Here is a 21,047-nt window from a genome sequence, read left to right on the forward strand (position 1 = left end):
GAGGTCAATGGGCAGGTGCTGAGCTGCGATCCGGCCGTTCCCGCGAAGGGCGGCAGGCTCCGGCGGACCCGGCCGATCCGATCCGAGCGTCATGAAGGTAGGAAGGCCGGCGGGGGGCGTCAAGGTGACGAACCGTGATCCGTTGCGCCGCGCGCCTGTGGCCGGGGCCCTGGTGCGGGTGGGACCCTCACACCATGAACATGTCTTTCCTGGACAAGTGGCGCAAGCGCTCGCACCCCGTCCGGTCGGTGCCGCTGGCGGAGTCGGTGAGCGCCGACCCCGAAAGCGTCATCGAGCTGCTGTCCGAATGCGAGCTGCTGCGGGCGCAGGCGGCCGCCGAGGGGGTCGAACTGGACGACTCCGTAGCGTCGTTGGAGGCGCTCGATCAGCTGCAGCCGGTCTGGCGGGACGACCCGGACGTGGTGTCCTGGCTCGGGAATGACGCGGGCCTCTATCTGGGCACGGTCCTGGTCCGCACGGTGCGGGACGCCGTATGGCACGTCTGGCCGGACGGGCAGCCGGTGGTCAGGCTGGCCTCGGGCCGGGAGATCGATGTGGTGGAGGCGGGGCATGAATGGGCGGATGTCGGCGCGCCCGAGCTGTCCCAGGTGTACGCGGAGGCGGCGGAGAGCTGACCGCCCGGTGCCAGGCGAAAGCGGCCGTCACACCGGGCTCCGCCGTCACCGTGGTTTAGCCGCCCATCTCCCTGCCCACGTGCGTGTCAGCGCGGATACACCCCTTTTGTCCCGATAGTTTGCGGGCTCTCCGCTGTACGGATGAGAGTGGGCAGGTCTGCATATGGCCGGTGATGCGCTGATTGAAATGCGCGGGGTCAACAAGCACTACGGAAAACTGCACGTCCTCCGGGACATCGACCTCACCGTCGGCCGCGGGGAGGTGGTCGTGGTCATCGGGCCCTCCGGGGGCGGGAAGTCCACCCTGTGCCGCGCCATCAACCGCCTGGAGGCCATCGAGTCCGGCAGCATCAAGCTGGACGGCAGACCGCTGCCGGAAGAGGGCCGGGCGCTGGCACAGTTGCGTGCCGAAGTCGGCATGGTCTTCCAGTCCTTCAACCTCTTCGCCCACAAGACCGTCCTGGCCAACATCATGCTGGCGCCGGTCAAGGTACGGAAGAAGAAGCGGGAAGAGGCGGCGCAGCGGGCCCGCGAACTCCTCGACCGGGTGGGCCTCGCCTCCCAGGCCGACAAGTACCCGGCCCAGCTCTCCGGCGGACAGCAGCAGCGCGTCGCCATCGCCCGCGCCCTCGCCATGGAGCCCAAGGCGCTGCTCTTCGACGAGCCGACCTCGGCCCTCGACCCGGAGATGATCAACGAGGTGCTGGAGGTGATGCGGCAGCTCGCCCGGGAGGGCATGACGATGGTCGTGGTCACGCACGAGATGGGCTTCGCACGGTCCGCCGCCAACCGCGTCGTCTTCATGGCCGACGGCCGCATCGTCGAGGACCGCACCCCCGAGGAATTCTTCACCGCACCGCGGAGCGAACGCGCGAAGGATTTCCTCTCCAAGATCCTCAAGCACTGAACGGGGGTGCCGCGATGCCGACCTTTCCCCTCCCGCACCTGCGCCGCGCCCTGGTGGCCCTCCTGTTCACCGCGCTCGCCCTGGCCGCCGCCGGCTGTGGCCGCGAGGGCAGCCCACCGGTCAAGGGCCCCAAGAGCAGCGAACTGCCCGCGTACCCCGTCGCCAAGAACTTCACCCTGCCCGCCTCGCCGACCTGGCTACGGGCCAAGCGCCGCGGGCACCTGACCGTCGGCGTCAAGGAGGACCAGCCGTACCTCGGCGAGAAGGACCCGGCCTCCGGGCTCTACAGCGGCTTCGACGTCGAGATCGCCAGGATGGTGTCCGCGGGCCTCGGCTTTCCGCCCCGCACCCTCCAGTTCCGGACGATCGCCTCGGCCAACCGCGAGACGGCCCTGCAGAACGGCCAGATCGACTACTACGTCGGCACCTACACCATCAACGACAAGCGCAAGAAGCTGGTGGGCTTCGCCGGGCCGTACTACATGGCCGGCCAGTCGCTGCTGGTCCGCACCGACGAGAACGACATCCACGGGCCGCGGGACCTGGCCGGCAAACGCGTCTGCTCCGCGGCCGGCTCGACGCCCGCGCAGCGCATCCAGGCCGACTATCCCCAGGCCGATCTGGTCACGTACGACACCTACTCGGTGTGTGTGGACAATCTGCTGACCTATCAGGTCGACGCGGTCACCACGGATGACGCGATCCTGCTGGGCTACGCGGCCAAGGCGTCCGACGAACTGAAGGTGGTCGGCCGGCCGTTCTCCCACGAGCCGTACGGGATCGGCGTCCCGCGGGGCGACAACGCGCTGCGGTACGCCATCGACGATGTGCTCGCCGCCGCCGAGGCGAACGGCACCTGGAAGAAGGCGTACGACGCGACGCTCGGCCTGTCGGGCGTGCCCGCACCGAAGCCGCCCCCGATCGACCGCTATCCGGCGAGCTAGGACACTGGGACCTGATCCGTGAACGTTCTCCTCGACAACCTCTCCCTCTATGGGGACGGCCTGCTGGGCACCGTCGAACTCACCGTCTACGCCTCGCTGCTCGCCCTCGTCCTCGGCTTCCTCATGGCGGCCTTCCGCGTCGCGCCGGTGGGCTCGCTGCGGGCGTTCGGCACGGCCTGGGTGACGGTGCTGCGCAACACTCCGCTGACGCTGCTCTTCTTCGCCGTCGTCCTGGGCCTGCCGCGCTTCGGGCTGGTCCTGCCCTTCAAACTGTTCGCCGTCCTGGCGCTCGGCTGCTACACCTCCGCCTTCATCTGCGAGGCGGTGCGCTCCGGCATCAACACCGTGCCGACGGGCCAGGGCGAGGCGGCCCGCAGCCTGGGCATGACCTTCCCGCAGACCCTCGGCGACATCGTCCTTCCGCAGGCCTTCCGCTCGGTCATCTCGCCCATCGGCTCCACCCTCATCGCGCTCGCCAAGAACTCCGCGATCGCCGGTGCGTTCAGCGTCGTCGAGCTCCTCGGCGTCTACAAACCGCTCAGCGAGATGGGCTACAACATCATCTGGACGTTCGTCTGGATCGCCGTCGGCTATCTGATCGTGACCCTGACCATCAGCGCGGTCTTCAACCTGCTGGAGAAGCGCTTCGGAGTCGCCCGATGACCACCCCGATGACGACCACCGCCCTCTACGACATCCCGGGCCCCAGGACCCGGCAGCGCCACCGCCTCTACGGCCTCGCCTCGACGGTGGCGATCCTCGGCCTGCTCGCCTGGATCATCTATCTGCTCTTCGCCACCGGCCAGTTCACGGCGGCCAAGTGGACGCCCTTCACCTACAAGGGAATTCAGGAGCTGCTGCTCACCGGCCTCGGCAACACCCTGCGGGCCTTCGGTATCGCGGCGGTGCTCTCCCTGGCGCTCGGCGCGGTGCTGGCGACCGGCCGGCTCTCCGAGCACCGGGTCGTCCGCTGGGTGAGCACGGTGCTGGTCGAGTTCTTCCGCGCGATGCCCGTCCTGGTGATGATCTTCTTCATCTATGTGGCGCTGAAGGCGGACCCGCTGCCCGCGCTCGTCGCGGGACTGACCCTCTACAACGGTTCGGTCCTCGCCGAGGTCTTCCGTACCGGCGTGCACTCCGTCGACCGCGGCCAGCGGGAGGCCGCCTATGCGCTCGGCATGCGCAAGACCCAGGTCATGACCCATGTGCTGGTACCGCAGGCGGTCCGCGCGATGCTCCCGGCGATCATCAGCCAGCTGGTCGTCGCCCTGAAGGACACCTCGCTCGGCTACCTCATCACCTACGAGGAGTTTCTGCACGCCGGCAAGCTCATCGCCTCCAACCTCGACTACGACCTGCCCTTCATCCCCGTCGTCATGATCATCTCGCCGATCTACATCGGCATGTGCATGCTGCTCTCCTGGCTCGCCCACTGGGTCTCCAGGCGCCAGCGCCGCAACCCCAAGGTGGAGGCGGCCGAGGTGGCCGCGCCCGAGCCGGGGACGTTGCTGCCGGGGACGCACCGGCCGCCGCAGGAGTGAGTCCGGGACCCGCCCGCGGGGCCGGGGCGCCTGCCGCGCCCCGGCCACCGTCCTTACGGTGCCTCAGTCGCGCACCGGAACCGACACATACGACGGATCCGCCTCGGGCGAGGAGAACGTCAGCTTGGCGCCGCGCGGATTGTGCTCGATGTACAGCGGGTCGACGGTGTCCACGACCACCGCGAGGCGGTGCCCGGCCGGCACGTCGTATGCGGTGGCGAAGAGGTCGAGGTCCACGCCGAAGGGCTTGCCCGGAGTCTTGCCGTGGAAGGTGAACGGCGCGTGCGTGACGAGCTTGCCGAGGCCCAGCGGGCCCACGTCGTAGAGGTAGGCGATGGCGGTGCCGCTCTCGGCGGTGCTGGTCAGGGTGGTGTGCAGACGGGTCGTCCCGCGTACGCGCTGCCCGCTCTCGTAGCGCTCGGACTGCCATACGGCCGCCAGCGAGCGCGGCAGCAGCGGCACCGAGGCCATCGGCGGCAGCCGGAAGAACTGGTCCAGCATGCTGGAGAGGAAGATCAGCCCGCCGTCGGCGCCGGAGTCCCAGTTGGTGTTGATCTTCTGGCTGCCGTCCAGCGCGATCTTCCGGTGCGCGGACGGGACGTCCTTCCAGCTCTTGTAGCCCTCGTACGCCCCGGTGGAACGGGACTTGAGCAGGACCGGCGACTCGCGGTTGATGCCGTTGTCCGCGCCCTTGAGGTAGTGGTCGAACCACCGCTTGGTGTTCGTCCAGGTGTCGTTGGGCAGCCCGAACAGCCCGGTCGCCTCGGCCGTGGCATGGTCGCCGGGCCGGAACTCCAGCCGCTTCGGCCCCTTCAGCTTCTCGTAGAAGTCGGCGTACTGGTTGGGCGGGAAGAGCGAATCGCCCCATGCGTTGCCGAGCATGATGGCCGCGCCATTGGCGTTGATCTTGTCGAGATAGGTGGCGGGGGAGCGCTTCTTCCCCCACGCGATCATGTCCTTTTCCTTGGCGAGGTTGGAGGTGAGGAAGTCCTTGAGGACGCCCTGCAGTTCGGCGCTGGGGCGCCCCGTCAGCGCGCCCGCGCCGCCGAGCATCGCCGCCGCCTGGAGGTGCTGGGTGCGGCCGCTGTAGATGGAGCCGATCAGATCGCCCCAGCCGCTGAGCGCCGCAACCGCCTTGATCCGCTTGTCGAATGCGGCTGCCAGCAGGCTGATCCCGGCCCCGTACGAGACCCCGCCCATGCCGACCTTGTGCGGATCGGCGGGCGTGTGGGCCAGCGCCCAGTCGATGACCTTCGAGGCATCGGCGACGTCCTGCGGACCGGCCGTCTCGATCTCGCCGCCCGACTGCCAGAAGCCGCGCGAGTTGTAGCCGACGACCACGTAGCCCGCATCGGCCAGCTTCTTGGCCTGCGCCATGTATTCGATCTGCGGCATCGCCCAGCTGGTCGGCAGCACGATGACGGGGTAGCGCCGGCTCCCGTCCGCCCCGGCCGGGGTGAAGACGTTCGCCTTGAGGGTGATGCCGCCGTCGCCCTTGATGTCGACGAACTTCACCGAGGGCACGCCGGACGCCGGTGCCGCTTCCGCCGTCGCGGCCTGGGCGGTGGCCGGTGCCACGGTCAGGACCGTGGTGGCGAGCACCGCCGCGGAGACGGTGACGATCGCGGTGCGCGGGGCCGTACGGGAGGTCGTGCGGGAGGGCGTCATCTTCTCTGCTCCAGATCTCGATGCGAGCCACGCGCACGCTGTCCGCGGACGTGCTGGCCGCCCGGAGACAGGTGGGGCGTGCGGGGCTCGATTTGACTGGAGGGTAAGGCGCCTTGCTTACCCGTGGTAACCCGTCGGTAGGTTACGGGTGGGTAACGTCAGGGAAAGCGGGTGGAGTTGTGACGGCCGCGTCCGTCGCCCCTTCGGGAGGCCTCGATGCGCATCGCCTCGGTCATCGCCTTCGGGGCGACCGCCGCCGTCGCGCCGTCATGGCTATTTGACGTCAAGGAGTCCTGACGAAAGAGTGGAGGCATGCTGACGCCCGAAAATCTCGAGGGGCATTTCACCCTGCTCTCCGCCACCGCTCGCTATGACGCGCTCCGGCTGCGTGACTCCCTGGCGCCGGATGGGGATGTCCAGCCGCTCTCCAGGGACGAGGTGTTGGAGATGCTGGCACTCGGCGAGGTGATCGCGCGCAAGGCGGCGTACGGGCGGCAGCTCTCGGTGCGGTCCGCTCGGGCCGCCGGGGCCTCCTGGTCGGCGATCGGCGCGGCGCTGGGGATGAGCAAGCAGGCCGCCTGGGAGGCGCACGGCCGCTGGCTCGAAGAGCAGGCCGAACAGCAGCGCCGCGGAGGTTCCCCCGAGGGGTGACGCCGGGGGCGGGCTCCGGTGGCAACAACGGTTTCAGGGGCGGCCCGTCGGTGGCGCCTCCTCGCCCGCCGGTACCGGGCCCGGTGGCGTGCCGTCCCCGAAGGGCCGTCCGCCCAGCTCCTCGCGGTGGTGCGGGGTCAGCCAGCCGCTCAGATCCGGGCCGAGCGGGACGATCGCGGTCGGGTTGATGCCCGTGTGCACCCGGTAGTAGTGCTGCTTGATGTGGTGGAAGTCCACGGTGTCGCCGAAGCCGGGTGTTTGGTAGAGGTCCTTGGCGTACGACCACAGCACCGGGTCCTCAGTGAGCTTGAAGCGGTTGCACTTGAAGTGGCCGTGATAGACGGCGTCGAAGCGGACCAGGGTGGTGAAGAGGCGGATATCGGCCTCCGTGATGGTGTCACCCACCAGATAGCGGCGGTCGGCCAGCCGCTCGGACAGCAGTTCCAGGCGCCGGAAGACATCGCGGCTCGCCGCGTCGTACTCGCGCTGACCGGTGGCGAAACCGGCCCGGTACACACCGTTGTTGACGTCGCGGTAGACGTCCCCCATCACCTCGTCGATCTCCGCGCGCAACGGCTCCGGATAGAGGTCGGGCGCGCCGGGCCGGTGCAGCGCCGTCCACTCCGTGGCCAGGTCCAGGGTGATCTGCTGGTAGTCGTTGGTGACGAGCTGCCCGCTGGGGATGTCGACGACGGCGGGGACGCTGACCCCGCCGGGGTAGTCCTTCTCGCGGGCGTCGTAGGCCTCGCTGAGGTAGCGGATGCCCAGTACCGGGTCGCGGCCGTCGGGATCGAGCGTGAAGCGCCAGCTGCGGTCGTCCTGGAGGGGGTCGGGGACGGCGAGCGACAGGGCGTCCTCCAGGCCGAGCAGCCGTCGCGAGATCAGTGCCCGGCTCGCCCAGGGGCAGGCGCGGCTGGCGACGAGGCGGTAGTGGCCGGGCGCCACGGGCCAGCCGTCCCGGCCGTCCGCGGTGATGCGGTCCGCGAAGTGGCTCCTTGAGCGCTTGAACGGCTTGCTGCCGTATTCGGCGTTGCCTTCCGGGCTGTCCGGGCTGTCCGGGCTGTCCGGGCCTGCCTTGTTGCCGTCGTTGTCGCTGTCGCTGTTGAGGGGGCGGGCCATCAGCGGGTCCTCTCCATGTGGTCTCCGTGTGTTCTTGGCGCGTGCTGTGTGTGCGGTGCGAACCTTCCCCGACCTCCGGACCATGACGCAGACCCGCACAAGAGACATGTCCGGGAATAGCGTTAACAGGACGCGAATTTGATGGTGAGTGATATTCGGATGTCTTCGGTCATGCCAAGTTTTACGAAGGGAATAACGACCACTCGCCGGTAACCGGAAGTCCGCACCTAGAATCGGCCGATGATCAAGAAACTATTCGGCGTCGCCATAGCCGGCGCCGCGTTCGTCGTGCCCCCGGTCACCGCTCACGCCGCACCGGCGGCCGACTGGCAGCGGGTGGGGGACGGCATCACCTCCGGAATCAGTGGAATGGTGGTCGACGGTCGGGACGGCGACGCGGTGGACACTCTCGCCGTCCGTGACAATAAGAACCCCGGAGAGAACCGTCTGGTTGCAGTGCGCTACACCCCCGACTCCGCGCCGCGCGTGCAGCCGCTGGAGTGGAGCGGGGAACTGCCCGTCGACCTGGAGGCGATCGACGCCGTCCCCGGCCGCGACCACGAGTATGTGGCCCTCGCCAGCAGGGGTACGGCGTACCGCATTCATACGGAAAAGGGGACCGCGCGCGTCGTCGGCACATTCCAGCTGCCCGGAATTTCCTCGGACGGCAATTACGAGGGATTCGCGCTGACCGCCACAAAGAGGGGAATCGTCGCCGTCTGGGCGGACCGCGGACAGGACGACCGGCCCGCGAAACTGACCGCCGCCACCTGGGATCCGGCCACCAACGCCTTTGGCCCGCACGATTCCGCGCATTTCCGCGCGCCGTATCCGGACGAGCACGTCCGGCACATCTCGGACGTGAAGGTATCGGCCGCCGGCGATCTGACGGTGTCGTCCGCCTCGGACCCGGGCGACGACGGGCCGTACGACTCCGCGCTCTACGACGCCGGACACCTTTCCGTCGGCGATGACGGCGACGCCCGTCTGTCCGTGTCCGACAAGCCGCACCGGACCGCCGCATTCTCCGGGCACAAGGTCGAGGCGCTCGCCTGTCTCCCGGGATCGCACGAAGGGATCGTGGGCACGGACGACGAGAACGACGGCGGATCGATCGCCGTCGCGAAATTCTGCGGCCCATGAGAGGCCGCTTTCCGTAGTCCAGGTGAGGCCGGATTCCGCGGCCCGCGAGAGGCCGTCTTCCGCGGCCCGTGAGCGGCCGGCGAAATACCGGCGAAGGACGAGGGAATCCCGGTGAAGGGGAGTGGCCGAGGGGCAGCCGTCCCTGCCTCGCGGCGGTCCACTCCGGCGGCGCCGTGACGCGCCGTCAGCCCAGGCGCGTCAGATCCGGCCGCAGCCGGTGCCAGATCGGGTGCCGTAGCCGTCCCGCCGAGGTCCAGCCGGTGAAGGTGATCTCGGCGATGAGCCGGGGTTCGGCCCAGTGGGCACCCGTGACGTCCACCGGGTTGGTGAAGGGGGAGTGGCCGAGCGGGATCACTCCCAGATACTGCGCGAGGTCCCGCCGCTCCCGGTCGGACAGGCCCGAGCCCACGGAGCCCACGTACCGCAGCCCGCTTGCCTCCGCCACGCCCGCCAGGACGGCGCCGGGGAGCCCGGTGAGCCCGCCGTGCCCTTCCGTCCAGCCGCCGATGATCACGTCGAGCGTCACCAGATGCTTGGTCTTGCGCCACTCGGGTGACCGTACGCCGGGGGTATACAGCGAGGTCAGCCTCTTCGCCACCACGCCCTCGATGCCGCCCCGCAGCGATGCCTCCCACGCCTCCTGCCCCCGGCCCTCCGCATACGCGGGCACCGACCAGTTCGGGCCCCGCAGACGCAGCTGGGACAGGATGCCGCGCCGCTCGTAATACGGCGCGCCCAGCAGCGGCTGCCCCAGATACATGACGTCGAAGAGGACGAGGTGGACGGGGTACTCCATGGCCAGCCGGGCCGTGCGGCGCGGATTGACCACGCCCATCCGGCGCTGCAGCAGCCCGAAATCGGGCCGGCCCCGCGCATCCAGCACCACGACCTCGCCGTCGAGCACCGTGGGCCGGCCGCGCAGCTGCTCGCCCAGCGGCGCCAGCTCCGGATAGGTGCCCGTCGCGTCGTTGCCCGCCCGCGTGGTCAGCCGGACCGTACCGTCACCCGGGGTGCTGACGATGCAGCGCGCCCCGTCCCATTTGGCCTCGAACGCCCACATCGCCTCCTCGTAGGCGGCGGGCAGCGGGCCGACGGTGGCCAGCATCGGCCGGATCTCGGGATACGGCGGAAAGCCTCGCTCATCGGTCGGGGCCATAGTTCGATGATCGGGCGATACCGGACGGGGGGCCAGGCGGGACGCCGGGAGGCCGCAGGGGTCCGGCCGGTGCCACCCGCCTGGAGAAGTCGCTCCATGCCGCCCCCCAAGGGGAGGGGCGGCATGACAGAGCGCATTGGACGCTCCCATTCAAGGCCGGTTCCGGCGGCGCGGCACGTCGAGGAGGGGAGACGGGCGGCTGCCCGGCTGGGAGGTGCCCCACGAGGCGCTGACCGCGCTGGCCGAGGTCGGGCCGGCCCGACCTGCTGAAGGGATGGGGAGAGCACGACTGGGCCGTCGACGACGAGCTGGTCGCGCAGGCCCACCGGGCCGCCGAGGCCGGTACCCCGCCGGTCCGTCCCCTGACGCCGACCGACCGGGACATCGAGGAGCTGAGCGAGGGTTACGCCGAGATACGGCGCACCCCGCACTCCCGACGGCAGGGGCCCATCGAGCAGCTGACGGCGCGCGCGGCCGAGTGCGGGCACTTCTCCGCCGTGCTCGACCTGCTGGAGCGGCTGCCGCTCGGCGACGACTTCAACGATCGTCCGGGCGTGGCCTTCAATGCGCTGTGGCTCGCTCTCACCGGGTTCAGCACCCCGCCGTGGTGACCGGCGGCGGACCCGCACGCCGGTGACGGCGCGGGGGCAGGCGGCTACGGGCCGGGCGTGATCAGCGTACGGAACGTCACCGACACCCGCCGCCCCCGCGGCACCCGGCCGCCCGCCGGCCCCGGGTCGCTCTTGCGTGCCGCGATGGCATGCCGCCAGGTGAGCCGGGCGGGCCCCGTCATCACACACAGACTGCCCGGCGCGAGCGGTACCCCCACCTTGGTGCCCGTACCGGGATCGCTGAAGTCCATGACGCAGGCGGATCCCAGCGACACCGCCGCCACGACCGGCCCGAAGCACGGTACGCAGTCCACATGTGCGCTGATGCCCTGCCCCGGCAGGTACTCGTTGACGATGACCTGATCCGCCTGGCGGTCCATCACCTCCTCGTCCGCGAGCCGCGCGGCGATGTCCCGCAGCCACCCGGGAATCGGCGGCGCGGCCGCGGCGCGCGGGTCCGCCGCCACGCTGCGCCGGCCGTAGTCGTAGCGCTGCCCGTAGTGCTGCACCCGCCGCTTCAGCTCCGTCGACCAGGTACCGGCGTCGATCCGGGCCAGCACCGCGGCGCAGGCAGCCGGGGCGAGCCAGTCGGCGACATGACGCAGGCCGGGGACGAGGGCCGGCCCGTCCGGCCCACCGGAGAAGGAGAGTTGCCCGAATTCCGATTCCGCAGACATCCGCGCACCGTATCCATCTGCCTCCATCTGCCTCTGTCTGCCTTCCTCTGCTGATCCATCTGCCCGTGCCCCCACCGCCGTTGGTGCCGGGACCCCACGCTTACGATCATTGCGCTGGCTGTCGAGATTTGGGTGAGGAGCGCGGATGAGCCGGGCGGTATTGGTGACGGGGGCCTCGCGGGGGATCGGCCGGGCGGTCGCGGAGCGGTTCGCCGCGGACGGGGACCGGGTGGCGCTGCACTACTCGTCGCGCCGGGAGGCGGCCGAGGAGGCCTTCGCGGGGCTGGCGGGGAGCGGGCACGTCCTGGTGCAGGGGGACGTGCGGACGCCGGAGGGCGCGGCGGAGATCGCCGAGGCGGCGGTGGACGCGCTCGGCGGGATCGACGTACTGGTCAACAATGCCGCGTCGAATACGCCGCACCCGCTGGACCGTACGCCGTTCGAGGAGTGGGCGGCCGCCTGGCGGCAGATCACGGACGTGAATCTCCTCGGGGCGGCGTATATGAGCCACTGCGCGGCGCGGAACATGATCGAGCGGAAGGTGGCGGGGCGGATCGTCCACATCGGGTCGCGGGGCGCGTTCCGGGGCGAGCCGGATCATCCGGCGTACGGGGCGTCGAAGGCGGCGCTGCATGCCATGGGCCAGTCGCTGGCGGTGCATCTGGCGCCGTACGGGATCGCCGTCGCGTCCGTCGCGCCCGGTTTCGTCGGTACCGAGCGGGTCGCGGACCGGCTCACCGACGAGGTCAGGGCGCAGAGCCCGTTCGGCCGGGTCGCCACGCCGCAGGAAATCGCCTCGGCCGTGCACTACCTCGCCTCGCCCGGCGCGGTCTGGTCCTCCGGCGCGGTGCTGGACGTCAACGGGGCGTCCCACCTCCGCTGACGGGCCCGTCCCGCTGACGGGCCGCCCCGCGGACAAACCCGTCCGGCCGCCCTGAGGCACCTCGGCCCGGTGCGCCCGTGCGCGGGCGGCGCGGAAAAAAGGAGGGCCCCGGCCGAACGGGGGATTCCGGCCGGGGCGGCCCCCAGCCGAACGGGGGATTCCGGCGGGGGCGGTCTGGGGGAGGCGGAGTCCGGAAAGTGATTTCCGTGCGCCTCGCGATTGAACGATAAACCATTGACCGGCGTTCTAGTTCCGCGGCCCCGGGTGACGGTCGTCACCCCGGGCGCGCGGCGCCGGATCCGCACCCGTCCGGCCGAGCCGCGGCCCGGGGCGTCAGGGGCTGACCGCCAGCACGAGGTACGCGGCCAGCAGGGTGAGATGGACGCCGCCCTGCAACGGAGTGGCGCGGCCGGGGAGCACCGTCAGCGTGCCCACCATCACAGTGAGGGCGAGCAGCACCATATGGGTCGCGCCGAGGCCCAGGTAGAGCGGGCCCGACAGCCAGACCGAGGCGACGGCGACCGCGGGAATGGTGAGGCCGATGCTGGCCATCGCGGAGCCGAGGCCAAGATTGAGGCTGGTCTGCACGCGGTCCCGGTAGGCGGCCCGTACCGCCGCGATGGTTTCCGGCAGCAGCACCAGCAGGGCGATCACCACGCCGACGACGGACGACGGCAGGCCGGCCTCGGCCACGCCGGACTCGATCGCCGGGGAGACGGTCTTGGCCAGCCCGACCACCGCGATCAGGGCCAGCGCCAGCAGCCCCAGGCTCGCCAGCGCCACTCTCCGGGGCGGCGGAGCGGCGTGTTTCTTCGTCTCGATCACATCGCCCGCCTCGGTCACCGGCAGGAAGTAGTCCCGGTGCCGGACCGTCTGCGTGGCGACGAAGAGGCCGTAGAGCACCAGCGCGGCGAGCGCGGCGAAGATCAGCTGCGGGGTGGAGAACCGTGGCCCCGGCGTGGTGGTGGTGAACGTCGGCAGGACCAGGCTCAGACCGGCCAGCGTGGCGATGGTCGCCAGTGCCGCGCCGGTGCCCTCGGCGTTGAAGACGGCCACCCTGCGTCTGAGGGCGCCCACCAGCAGGCACAGGCCGACGATGCCGTTGCAGGTGATCATCACCGCCGCGAAGACGGTGTCCCGGGCGAGCGCGGCGCTCTTGTCGCCGCCGTCCACCATCAAGGTGACGATCAGCGCCACCTCGATGATCGTGACCGCGACCGCCAGGACGAGCGACCCGAACGGCTCGCCCACCCGGTGCGCGATCACCTCGGCGTGATGCACCGCGGCCAGCACCGAGGCGGCCAGGAACAACGAGACCAGCCCGACCAGGACGGCCGGCAGCGACCGCCCCCAGACCAGGGCCAGCAGCACCACCGCCAGGGTCGGCAGCACACCCGTCCAGTGCGGGACGGCGGTGCGCAGACGGGCGATCATGCGTCCGAGCTTCGCAGATCCCCCGGGTCGCCGCCCGCCGAGCGTCAGGCCGTCGCCCGGTGCCCCTTCACCTCGGCGGGCGAGGTCGCGGCCTTGGTGACATCCGCGACCAGTTCGACGACATCGGGCCCGTACGACTGCGAGTTCACCACCTTCAGCAGCAGCGCGAACTGGCCGTTGGCGCCGTGCTTACGGGCCAGCTTGCCCCGGTTGCGGACGAGATGACGCACCGCGGCCCGATGGGTGACCGGGCGCTGACCGGCCGCCAGGAACACCGGCCGGTCGCCCTCACCGGCCGTCAGACGGGCCAGCAGGACGTACTCGACCGCGCCCGGCTCCATCCGGTACGCCGTGCCGCCGATGGTGAAGGTGCCGCGGCCGGCGCCGGACTCGTCGCCCGGGTGCACCGCGACACCCGGCAGAAGGTTGGCCATATGGGCCGCCAGCCGGCGGTGTGCGGTCGGGTCGCCGACGCAGAACTCGGTGCGCGCCCCGAAGCCCTGCAGTCCGGTGTCGTGCGGGGCGACCTCCGGGTGCGCCCCGCAGTTCTCGACCACCGCGGCCAGCCCGAGCAGCGCCAGCGCGTCGTGCCGCGGGATGCTCCAGTGCGCCGAGGCGCTGTCCCGATGCGTGACCAGCACACACTCCGACCCGGCCGGCAGCCCGAAGAAGTCTTGTTCGCGGGTCAGCTTCCGGCGGGCCGCCGCCGATTGCACGGCCCAGCCGGCAGCCAGGCCCACAACGAGGGCCGCGACCGCCACGGTCAAGAGCAGCAGGGTGTCATCCATGGCGGGGGAGCGTAGCGGCTGGCCGGGTGTGTGTTCGAGGGTGGGGCGGGTGCCTGGGGCGGCTTGCCCCGTTATGCCGCCCGCCGTCATCGGGCTCCCGGCTTCGCCGCCATGCTCCCGGATCTGCCCGTGCACGGGGCCCATGACCAGGGGGCATTCCAGCGCCGGGGACCCCCGTGTGCGGGCGCGGTACCCCCGTCGCCGGTCCGCGAGTAGGCTCCGGTCCCCGCCGCTCCTCACCGCGTACGCACTTGGAGGACACCCGGTATGACCCAAGTCCGACGTCTCACCGTCCTGGGAGCGGCCGCCGCGCTGGCCGGCTCCCTGCTGACGGTCCCGGTCGCCGCCCAGTCCGCACCACCGCGCGGCCCCGCGCCCCAGGAGAACGCCACCCCCGCCAAGACCCCGGTCGCCGTCGGCCACGGCGGGGCGGTCGCCAGCGTCGACGCGGACGCCTCCGCCGCCGGAATCGCCGTACTGGAAAAGGGCGGCAACGCCGTGGACGCCGCGGTCGCCACCGCCGCCGCCCTCGGCGTCACCGAGCCGTACTCCGCGGGCGTCGGTGGCGGCGGCTACTTCGTCTACTACAACGCCCGGACGCGGACCATACGCACCCTCGACGGCCGGGAGACCGCCCCCCGCTCCGCCGACAAGAACCTCTTCCTGGAGAACGGCAAACCCCTTCCGTTCGAGGACGCCGTCACCAGCGGCCTGAGCGTCGGCACCCCGGGGACGCCCGCCACCTGGGACACGGCCCTGCGCCGGTGGGGCAGCCGGTCGCTCGGTCAGGTCCTGCGCCCCGCCCGGCGGCTGGCCGCCGACGGCTTCACGGTCGATGAGACCTTCCGTCAGCAGACCGCCGGCAACGAGGCCCGCTTCCGCGACTTCCCCGCCACCGCCGACCTCTTCCTCCCCGGCGGCAAACTGCCGGTGGTCGGCTCGACCTTCAAGAACCCCGATCTGGCCCGCACGTACGGCGAGCTGGCGGCCAAGGGCGTCGGCGCGCTCTACGACGGCGACCTGGGCCGGGACGTGGTACGCACCGTCCGCACCCCACCGGTCCGCTCCGGCGCCGAACGCAAGGTACGCCCCGGCGACCTGACCGCGGCCGACCTGCGCTCCTACCGGGCCCTCGGCCAGGCGCCCACCCACACCACCTACCGCGGCCTCGACGTCTACGGCATCGGCCCCTCCTCCTCCGGCGGCACCACCGTCGCCGAAGCGCTCAACATCCTTGAGAAGAGCGACGTCTCCCGCCTGACCGAGAAGCAGTATCTGCACCGCTACATCGAGGCCGGCCGGATCGCCTTCGCCGACCGCGGCCGCTGGGTCGGCGACCCGGCCTACGAGGACGTACCGACCCGCGGCCTGACCTCGCAGCGCTTCGCCGACTCCCGCGCCTGCCTGATCCACGACGACAAGGTCCTGACCAGCCCGCTCGCGCCCGGCGACCCCCGCCACCCCGAGCCCTGCGGCACCACGGGGGCGGCCGCCCCGACGACGTACGAGGGCGAGAACACCACCCACCTCACCGTCGCCGACAAGTGGGGCAATGTCGTCGCCTACACCCTCACCATCGAGCAGACCGGCGGCAGCGGCATCGTCGTACCGGGCCGCGGCTTCCTGCTCAACAACGAACTGACGGACTTCTCCTTCGCGCCCGCCAACCCGGCGGTCCACGACCCGAACCTCCCGGGGCCCGGCAAGCGCCCGCGCTCGTCCATCTCGCCCACCATCGTCCTGCGCCACGGCAAGCCGGTCGTCGCCCTCGGCTCACCCGGCGGCGCCACCATCATCACCACCGTCCTGCAGACCCTCACCAACTTCCTCGACCGCGGTATGCCCCTGGTCGACGCCATCGCCGCGCCCCGCGCCAGCCAGCGCAACGCGGCGGCCACCGAACTCGAACCCGCCCTGTGGAACAGCCCGCTCCGCGGCCAACTCGAGGCGATCGGCCACACCTTCAAACAGAACCCGGAGATCGGCGCGGCGACCGGCGTCCAGCGGCTGCCGGACGGGCGCTGGCTGGCGGCGGCCGAAAAGGTACGGCGCGGCGGCGGCTCCGCGCTGGTGGTCCGGCCCTGACCCCCGGTCCCGGACCGGCGGCCGCTGTGCCGTCCGTGTGACGTCCATGTGGCCTACGTGTGGCGTCATTGCTGGCCACAGCGGTGACGATTAGCCTCCTGGGACCGTTCGTTGGACCGTTCACCGGCAGGAACCACTCACCGGCAAGAACCGTTCACTGGCAGTAGCGGTCCGTTCGCAAGAACGGTCCCAGGGAGGGCACGCACCGTGAGCGTTGACGAGACCCGTGGCACCGGCACCGGCACCGGAACGGGAAGCGGATCCGGCCCGGCGGGCCGGATCCGTACGACGGCCGGGGGACCGGAAGGCCTCGCCGATCAGGCACGGGCACTGGCCGAGGGGCGGGCGACCTCCACCGCGCTGGTGCGGCGCTCCCTGGAGCGCATCGAAGCCACCCAGAGCACCGTCAACGCCTTCCGGCGGGTACGGGCCGAGGCGGCCATGGCCGAGGCCGCGGAGGCCGACCGGAGACTGGCCGCCGGCGAACGGCTGCCGCTCCTCGGCGTGCCCGTCGCCGTCAAGGACGACACCGATGTGGCGGGCGAGCCGACGGCGTTCGGCTGCGCCGGCACCTTCCCGCCCAAGGAACACGACGCCGAGGTCGTACGGCGGCTGCGCGCGGCCGGCGCGATCATCGTCGGCAAGACCAACGCCTGCGAACTGGGCCAGTGGCCGTTCACCGAGGGCCCGGCCTTCGGCGACACCCGCAACCCCTGGAACCTCGACCACACCCCCGGCGGCTCCTCCGGAGGCTCGGCCGCCGCGGTCGCCGGGGGCCTGGTCCCCGCCGCACTCGGCACCGATGGCGCCGGCTCGGTCCGGATCCCCGCCGCCTGGTCCCACCTCGTCGGCATCAAGCCACAACGCGGCCGCATCTCCACCTGGCCGGACGCCGAGTCCTTCCAGGGCATCACCGGCATCGGCCCGCTGGCCCGCACCGTCGAGGACGCGGCGCTCCTGCTGGACGTCGCCAGCGGCAACCACGAGGGCGATCTGCACCGTCCCCCCACCATCGCGGCCACCGACGCCGCCGGCCGCGACCCCGGACGCCTGCGCATCGCCCTCTCCTGGAAACCGGCCATCACCTTCACCCGCAAACCCCTGCACCCCGAAGTCCGCGCCGCCGTCACCGAACTGGCCCGCACCCTCGCCCGGCTCGGCCACTTCGTCGAGGAGGCCGAACCCGACTACGGCCTGGTCGGTCTCTCCTTCGTCCCCCGCGCCACCGCCGGCGTCGGCGAGTGGGCCGCCCGCGTCCCCGACCGCACCCTCCTCGACCCCCGCACCCGCGGATCCGTCCGGATGGGACGCATCCTCGGCGGCCCCGTCCTGCGCCGCGCCCGCGCCGTCGAGGAACGCCAACAACGCCGCATCGGCGCCCTCTTCGGCCCCTACGACATCCTTCTGACCCCCACCACCGCCACCCCGCCGCCCCGCATCGGCACCCTCGCCAAACTGAACGGCTGGCGCACCGATCAGGCCATGATCGCCGCCTGCCCCTACGCCTGGCCCTGGAACGTCCTCGGCTGGCCCGGCGTCAGCGTCCCGGCCGGCTTCAGCGTCGACGGCCTGCCCCTGGGCGCCCAGCTTCTCGGGCCCGCCCATGGCGAGCCCCGGCTGATCTCCCTGGCGGCCCAGCTGCAGGACGACCTGCGGTGGCAGGAGCGGCGCCCGGCCGGCCTGACCTGACGGGCGCGCACGCCGGATCGCGGGTGCCCCGCCGGATTCCCGGCCGGACACCCGCGACGACCTGACGGCCGCTCAGCCCAGCAGCTTGATGAGGGCCTCCGTCGTGTCGGTCTCGCCCAGGCGCGGGAAGATCTTCTCCAGGCTGTTGCGGTGCGCCGCCTCGTCCAGGTCGGTGACCGCGTCGATGGCGATGGTGACGTGGTAGCCGTGTTCGTGCGCGGCGCGGGCGGTGGATTCGACGCCGATGCTGGTGGCGATGCCGGCGAGCACGATCTGGGTGACGCCGCGGCGGCGGAGTTCGAGGTCCAGGTTCGTGCCGTGGAAGGCACCCCACTGCTGCTTGGTGACCGTGATGTCGGTGGGCTGCCGGTCGAGTTCGGGGACCAGCTCGGCCCAGTCGGCGGGCGGGGTGGCGCCGCGCGCGGCGCTCTCCGTACGGCCCGGGGCGCCGCCGGTGACGTTCACCAGGACGACGGGCAGATCGCGCGCGCGGAACGCGGCGGCCAGGCGGGCGCCGCGTTCGATGACATCGGCGGAGGGGGTGGGGGTGCCGGGCAGGCCGGCGATCCCCTTCTGCAGGTCGATCAGGACCAGGGCGGTGGTGGGGTCGAGGACGGTGGCGGGCATGAGGTGAACTCCTTGGCGGTTGGTCGGGCAGGCGGTGGCAGCGGCGTCATCGGGTGCGCGCCGAAGGGCCGGAGACCGGCGGCCTCGGCCGTCCGGTCGGGGGCTTCGGGCGCACGGCGAGACCGGCGGGTTCGAGGGAACGGCTCGGCGCGCTCATCAGGCTTCTCCTTCGTGGATACCCCCGGCTTCAGCCGGGGGGGTGGGGGTACGTCCCGCTTGCGGGGGAGGAATCGAAGCTCCCGGGGAGCGGGCAGGGGTGGCCGAACTCCGCCCGCGTGATGCTGGTCCGGGCCGGTCCTCAACCCGGCTGGTGCTGATCGTGTAAGACCTGTCGGCCCGCCGGGCCGCAGGCGACGTGAGCCAGGAATCCCCCTCGTTCACGAGGGGAGGGATCAATCCTGCGTCAGTCGCCGCATCAGCCCGGTCGCCGCTTCGAGGGTGCGTTGTTCCTGCGGGCTCAGCCGCTCCGCGATGGCTACGGCGAGCCAGTTCTGCTTGGCCTGCCGTGCGACCTTGAGCAGTCGGCGCCCCTCCTCGGTGAGGGAGAAGACGACCTGCCGCCCGTCGGTCGGATGGGGGCTGCGGGCGAAGACGCCCATGTCCTCCAGCGCGCCCACGGTCATCCGCATGGACTGAGGGCGGACCAGCTCGGCGCGGGCCAGCGCCGCGATGGTGGCCGGCCCGTCGGCGTCGATCCGGGCGATGACCGCGCGCTGGGTGGGGCTCAGCTCACCCTGCGGCGACGCCGCGCGCAGGCGTCGCATCAGCATGCCCACCGCCGCGCCCAGATCCGTTGCGAGACGTTCCTGGTCCTTGTTCGGCATGGGGTGAGCGTAATGACTCAACAGGAAGACTTGCAAGTTTACCTGTCTTGTTTCCCGGACCGGGCGGACGTGAGCGCGGCTGTGCGCGTGGTCGTGTGCGCGGTCCGTAACCCCCGCGTAGCGCGCCGTCGCCACCGTCGAAACATCGGTGGTGTGCCATGCCGCCGAGGGGGAGAAGTCCGGTCGAAGGGGGGCTGCTCGGTCCATGTCGGGAACTCAACTCCATGAAGCAGTTGGGGAGTTCGCGCATTTTCTGGCCGCTCTCGCGCGGCGGCTCGATCCGTCCGCCGGGTGGTACGGCGTCTTCGTCCGGCGCGACCCCGACGGCCTGCGGGCCTGTCTGGAGGGGCGGGACGTGCCGCCGTGGGACGTGGTGGAGTCGCTGCTGTACGACCTTGCGGAGCTGCCGGGCGATCATGCGGTGAGCACCGCCGGTGCGCGGGCCCGACGGCTCCATGCGCAGGCGGTGGCCGGTTATGACGCCCGGCCGGGCGGCCGCCCCGCACTGCGGGAGCGGCTGGCGGCGATGGAGCGCGAGGAGCGGCACGCGGCGCTGCGCGTCCGCGAACTGGAGACGGCCGTCCAGGCAGCCGTACAGGTGGCGGGCCCCGGGGAGGCGGAGCGGTCGGCCGAGGAGCTGGCCTGGGCGCGGAACGACCATGCGCGCGCCGGTGCCCGGGTCGGCGAGCTACGGGCCCGGCTGGAGGCGCTGGGGGAGGCCGAGGTCAGGCGGCGCGCCAGGGGCAAGGCCAAGCGTCCCGCGCGCCCGCGCGGCGCCCGCTTCGCGGGGCTGGAGCTGCCGGAGGAGGAGACGGTCGCGGAGGCAGGGGCAGGGGAAGAGGTAGAGGCAGTGATGGGGGCGGAGGTGGCGGTGGAACGGGAAGTGGCGGAGTACCCGGGCCCCGCTGCCCCGGAAGCCGCCCCGCGCGGCGCCCGATTCGCCGGAGCCCAGGGTCGCGAGTCGAGAGGCGACGACGGCCGGACGGGAGACGGTCGCGCCCGGCCCGCGACACCCCCGGCCACCGCCGAGGCCCGCCACGCCGTTGCGACCGCCGTCTCCCGCCTGGCCCGCCTCCGCGCCACCGCCGACGGCGGCCTCGCCCTCGCCGAACTCTGCGCCGCCGCACACCGCCCCGCACCGGAACTTCCCCTCCTCATAGAGGAGTTGGAACGCGCCGGCCTCGCCTCCGACGTCCCCACCCTGCTGTGGGAAGCGGCCTGCCTGCCGCCCGCCGGACTCGCCGCCGCCGCCGACGCGCTGGCTTCCGCCGGGCGCGGCGCGGACGGCGGCCGCCTGCTGCGGCAGGCCGTGGCCCGCCCCGTCGAGGAAGTGGCGGGGACCGCGCTGGCGCTGCTCGAACGGGACCGGGCCGGGCAGGCGCGGGAGCTGCTGGCCGCGCTCGTACGGACCCGTACGCCACAGGAAGCGGCCGCGGCGGCCGCCGCGGCGCCGGGCGCGCTCGGGCCGCTGCTGCTGGAGGCGGCCGGGAACGTCTCACCGCATCGGCACAGCGACATCGCCCATGCCCTGCGCGCCGCCGGCCGGTGAACCCCTGCGCGCCGCCGGCCGGTGAACCCCTGAGCCCCGCTCGCCCCTGATCCCCCACAGGGGCGCGCCGCGCTGAGAGATGGTCTTGCCACGGTGCGTGACGAGGCTTACGGTCG

General features: G+C 71.9%; 19 protein-coding genes. 11 read left to right on the forward strand and 8 right to left on the reverse strand.

The genetic code is table 11. The annotated features are described in order from the left end of the window. Window positions 1–194 precede the first annotated feature (194 nt). From AC5677_RS30930 to AC5677_RS30950, 5 genes are all read left to right on the forward strand, one after another. Complete coding sequence (locus tag AC5677_RS30930; protein ID WP_497191165.1) at window positions 195–635, forward strand: DUF6278 family protein; 441 nt, start codon at window positions 195–197, stop codon at window positions 633–635. Window positions 636–798: 163 nt separating this feature from the next. Continuing rightward, window positions 799–1,542 carry an amino acid ABC transporter ATP-binding protein gene (locus AC5677_RS30935; RefSeq protein WP_497191166.1) on the forward strand — a complete coding sequence of 248 codons (744 nt, stop codon included), beginning with the start codon at window positions 799–801 and terminating at the stop codon, window positions 1,540–1,542. Window positions 1,543–1,556: 14 nt separating this feature from the next. Beyond that, complete coding sequence (locus AC5677_RS30940; protein WP_497191167.1) at window positions 1,557–2,486, forward strand: glutamate ABC transporter substrate-binding protein; 930 nt, start codon at window positions 1,557–1,559, stop codon at window positions 2,484–2,486. A gap of 18 nt (window positions 2,487–2,504) precedes the next feature. Beyond that, window positions 2,505–3,149 (forward strand): amino acid ABC transporter permease, encoded by a 645-nt coding sequence (locus tag AC5677_RS30945; RefSeq protein WP_497191168.1) that lies wholly within the window; start codon window positions 2,505–2,507, stop codon window positions 3,147–3,149. Next, entirely contained in the window at window positions 3,146–4,027 is an 882-nt protein-coding gene (locus AC5677_RS30950; RefSeq protein ID WP_497191169.1) for an amino acid ABC transporter permease, read from the forward strand. Before AC5677_RS30945 ends, AC5677_RS30950 begins: the two co-directional genes overlap by 4 nt. Before the next feature lie 63 nt (window positions 4,028–4,090). On the opposite strand, the gene AC5677_RS30955 is transcribed toward AC5677_RS30950, so the two are convergent. Beyond that, a complete protein-coding gene (locus AC5677_RS30955) occupies window positions 4,091–5,695 on the reverse strand; it encodes a CocE/NonD family hydrolase (protein WP_497191170.1) in 1,605 nt (534 codons plus the stop codon). Between the two features lie 312 nt (window positions 5,696–6,007). On the opposite strand from AC5677_RS30955, the gene AC5677_RS30960 reads away from it, so the two are divergent. Next, window positions 6,008–6,346, forward strand: a complete 339-nt coding sequence (locus tag AC5677_RS30960; protein WP_497191171.1) for a hypothetical protein — start codon at window positions 6,008–6,010, stop codon at window positions 6,344–6,346. A gap of 33 nt (window positions 6,347–6,379) precedes the next feature. On the opposite strand, the gene AC5677_RS30965 is transcribed toward AC5677_RS30960, so the two are convergent. Beyond that, the gene (locus AC5677_RS30965; RefSeq protein ID WP_497191172.1) at window positions 6,380–7,465 is read right to left on the reverse strand and encodes a glutathione S-transferase family protein; all 1,086 of its coding nucleotides are present in this window, start codon (window positions 7,463–7,465) and stop codon (window positions 6,380–6,382) included. A gap of 240 nt (window positions 7,466–7,705) precedes the next feature. On the opposite strand from AC5677_RS30965, the gene AC5677_RS30970 reads away from it, so the two are divergent. Further along, window positions 7,706–8,608, forward strand: coding sequence for a hypothetical protein (locus tag AC5677_RS30970; RefSeq protein WP_497191173.1), 903 nt, complete (start codon window positions 7,706–7,708; stop codon window positions 8,606–8,608). A 184-nt stretch (window positions 8,609–8,792) separates the two neighbouring features. Here AC5677_RS30970 and ligD read toward each other — a convergent pair whose 3' ends face one another. Both ligD and AC5677_RS30980 read right to left on the reverse strand, forming a co-directional pair. Further along, window positions 8,793–9,764, reverse strand: a complete 972-nt coding sequence (ligD, locus tag AC5677_RS30975; RefSeq protein WP_497191174.1) for a non-homologous end-joining DNA ligase — start codon at window positions 9,762–9,764, stop codon at window positions 8,793–8,795. A 655-nt stretch (window positions 9,765–10,419) separates the two neighbouring features. Next, the gene (locus AC5677_RS30980; RefSeq protein ID WP_497191175.1) at window positions 10,420–11,052 is read right to left on the reverse strand and encodes an alpha-ketoglutarate-dependent dioxygenase AlkB; all 633 of its coding nucleotides are present in this window, start codon (window positions 11,050–11,052) and stop codon (window positions 10,420–10,422) included. Window positions 11,053–11,197: 145 nt separating this feature from the next. On the opposite strand from AC5677_RS30980, the gene AC5677_RS30985 reads away from it, so the two are divergent. Next, window positions 11,198–11,935, forward strand: coding sequence for an SDR family NAD(P)-dependent oxidoreductase (locus tag AC5677_RS30985; RefSeq protein WP_497191176.1), 738 nt, complete (start codon window positions 11,198–11,200; stop codon window positions 11,933–11,935). A 333-nt stretch (window positions 11,936–12,268) separates the two neighbouring features. Here the strand turns inward: AC5677_RS30985 and AC5677_RS30990 are convergent, their stop codons facing one another. Together AC5677_RS30990 and AC5677_RS30995 are read right to left on the reverse strand one after the other, a co-directional pair. Continuing rightward, window positions 12,269–13,369 (reverse strand): calcium:cation antiporter, encoded by a 1,101-nt coding sequence (locus AC5677_RS30990; RefSeq protein WP_497191177.1) that lies wholly within the window; start codon window positions 13,367–13,369, stop codon window positions 12,269–12,271. A gap of 44 nt (window positions 13,370–13,413) precedes the next feature. Next, window positions 13,414–14,157, reverse strand: a complete 744-nt coding sequence (locus AC5677_RS30995; RefSeq protein WP_497191178.1) for a hypothetical protein — start codon at window positions 14,155–14,157, stop codon at window positions 13,414–13,416. A gap of 267 nt (window positions 14,158–14,424) precedes the next feature. Between AC5677_RS30995 and ggt the strand changes: the two genes are divergently transcribed. Both ggt and AC5677_RS31005 read left to right on the forward strand, forming a co-directional pair. Continuing rightward, on the forward strand, window positions 14,425–16,242 hold the full coding sequence (ggt, locus tag AC5677_RS31000) for a gamma-glutamyltransferase (RefSeq protein WP_497191179.1): 1,818 nt from the start codon (window positions 14,425–14,427) through the stop codon (window positions 16,240–16,242). Window positions 16,243–16,449: 207 nt separating this feature from the next. Then, window positions 16,450–17,931, forward strand: a complete 1,482-nt coding sequence (locus AC5677_RS31005; RefSeq protein WP_497191180.1) for an amidase — start codon at window positions 16,450–16,452, stop codon at window positions 17,929–17,931. A 72-nt stretch (window positions 17,932–18,003) separates the two neighbouring features. Here the strand turns inward: AC5677_RS31005 and AC5677_RS31010 are convergent, their stop codons facing one another. After that, window positions 18,004–18,558, reverse strand: coding sequence for an isochorismatase family protein (locus AC5677_RS31010; RefSeq protein ID WP_497191181.1), 555 nt, complete (start codon window positions 18,556–18,558; stop codon window positions 18,004–18,006). A gap of 392 nt (window positions 18,559–18,950) precedes the next feature. After that, the gene (locus AC5677_RS31015; protein ID WP_497191182.1) at window positions 18,951–19,382 is read right to left on the reverse strand and encodes a MarR family winged helix-turn-helix transcriptional regulator; all 432 of its coding nucleotides are present in this window, start codon (window positions 19,380–19,382) and stop codon (window positions 18,951–18,953) included. Between the two features lie 205 nt (window positions 19,383–19,587). Here AC5677_RS31015 and AC5677_RS31020 point away from each other — a divergent pair, with 205 nt between their 5' ends. After that, window positions 19,588–20,931, forward strand: a complete 1,344-nt coding sequence (locus tag AC5677_RS31020; RefSeq protein ID WP_497191183.1) for a hypothetical protein — start codon at window positions 19,588–19,590, stop codon at window positions 20,929–20,931. Window positions 20,932–21,047 lie beyond the last annotated feature (116 nt).

The organism is Streptomyces sp. JLSY215, from assembly GCF_059682825.1.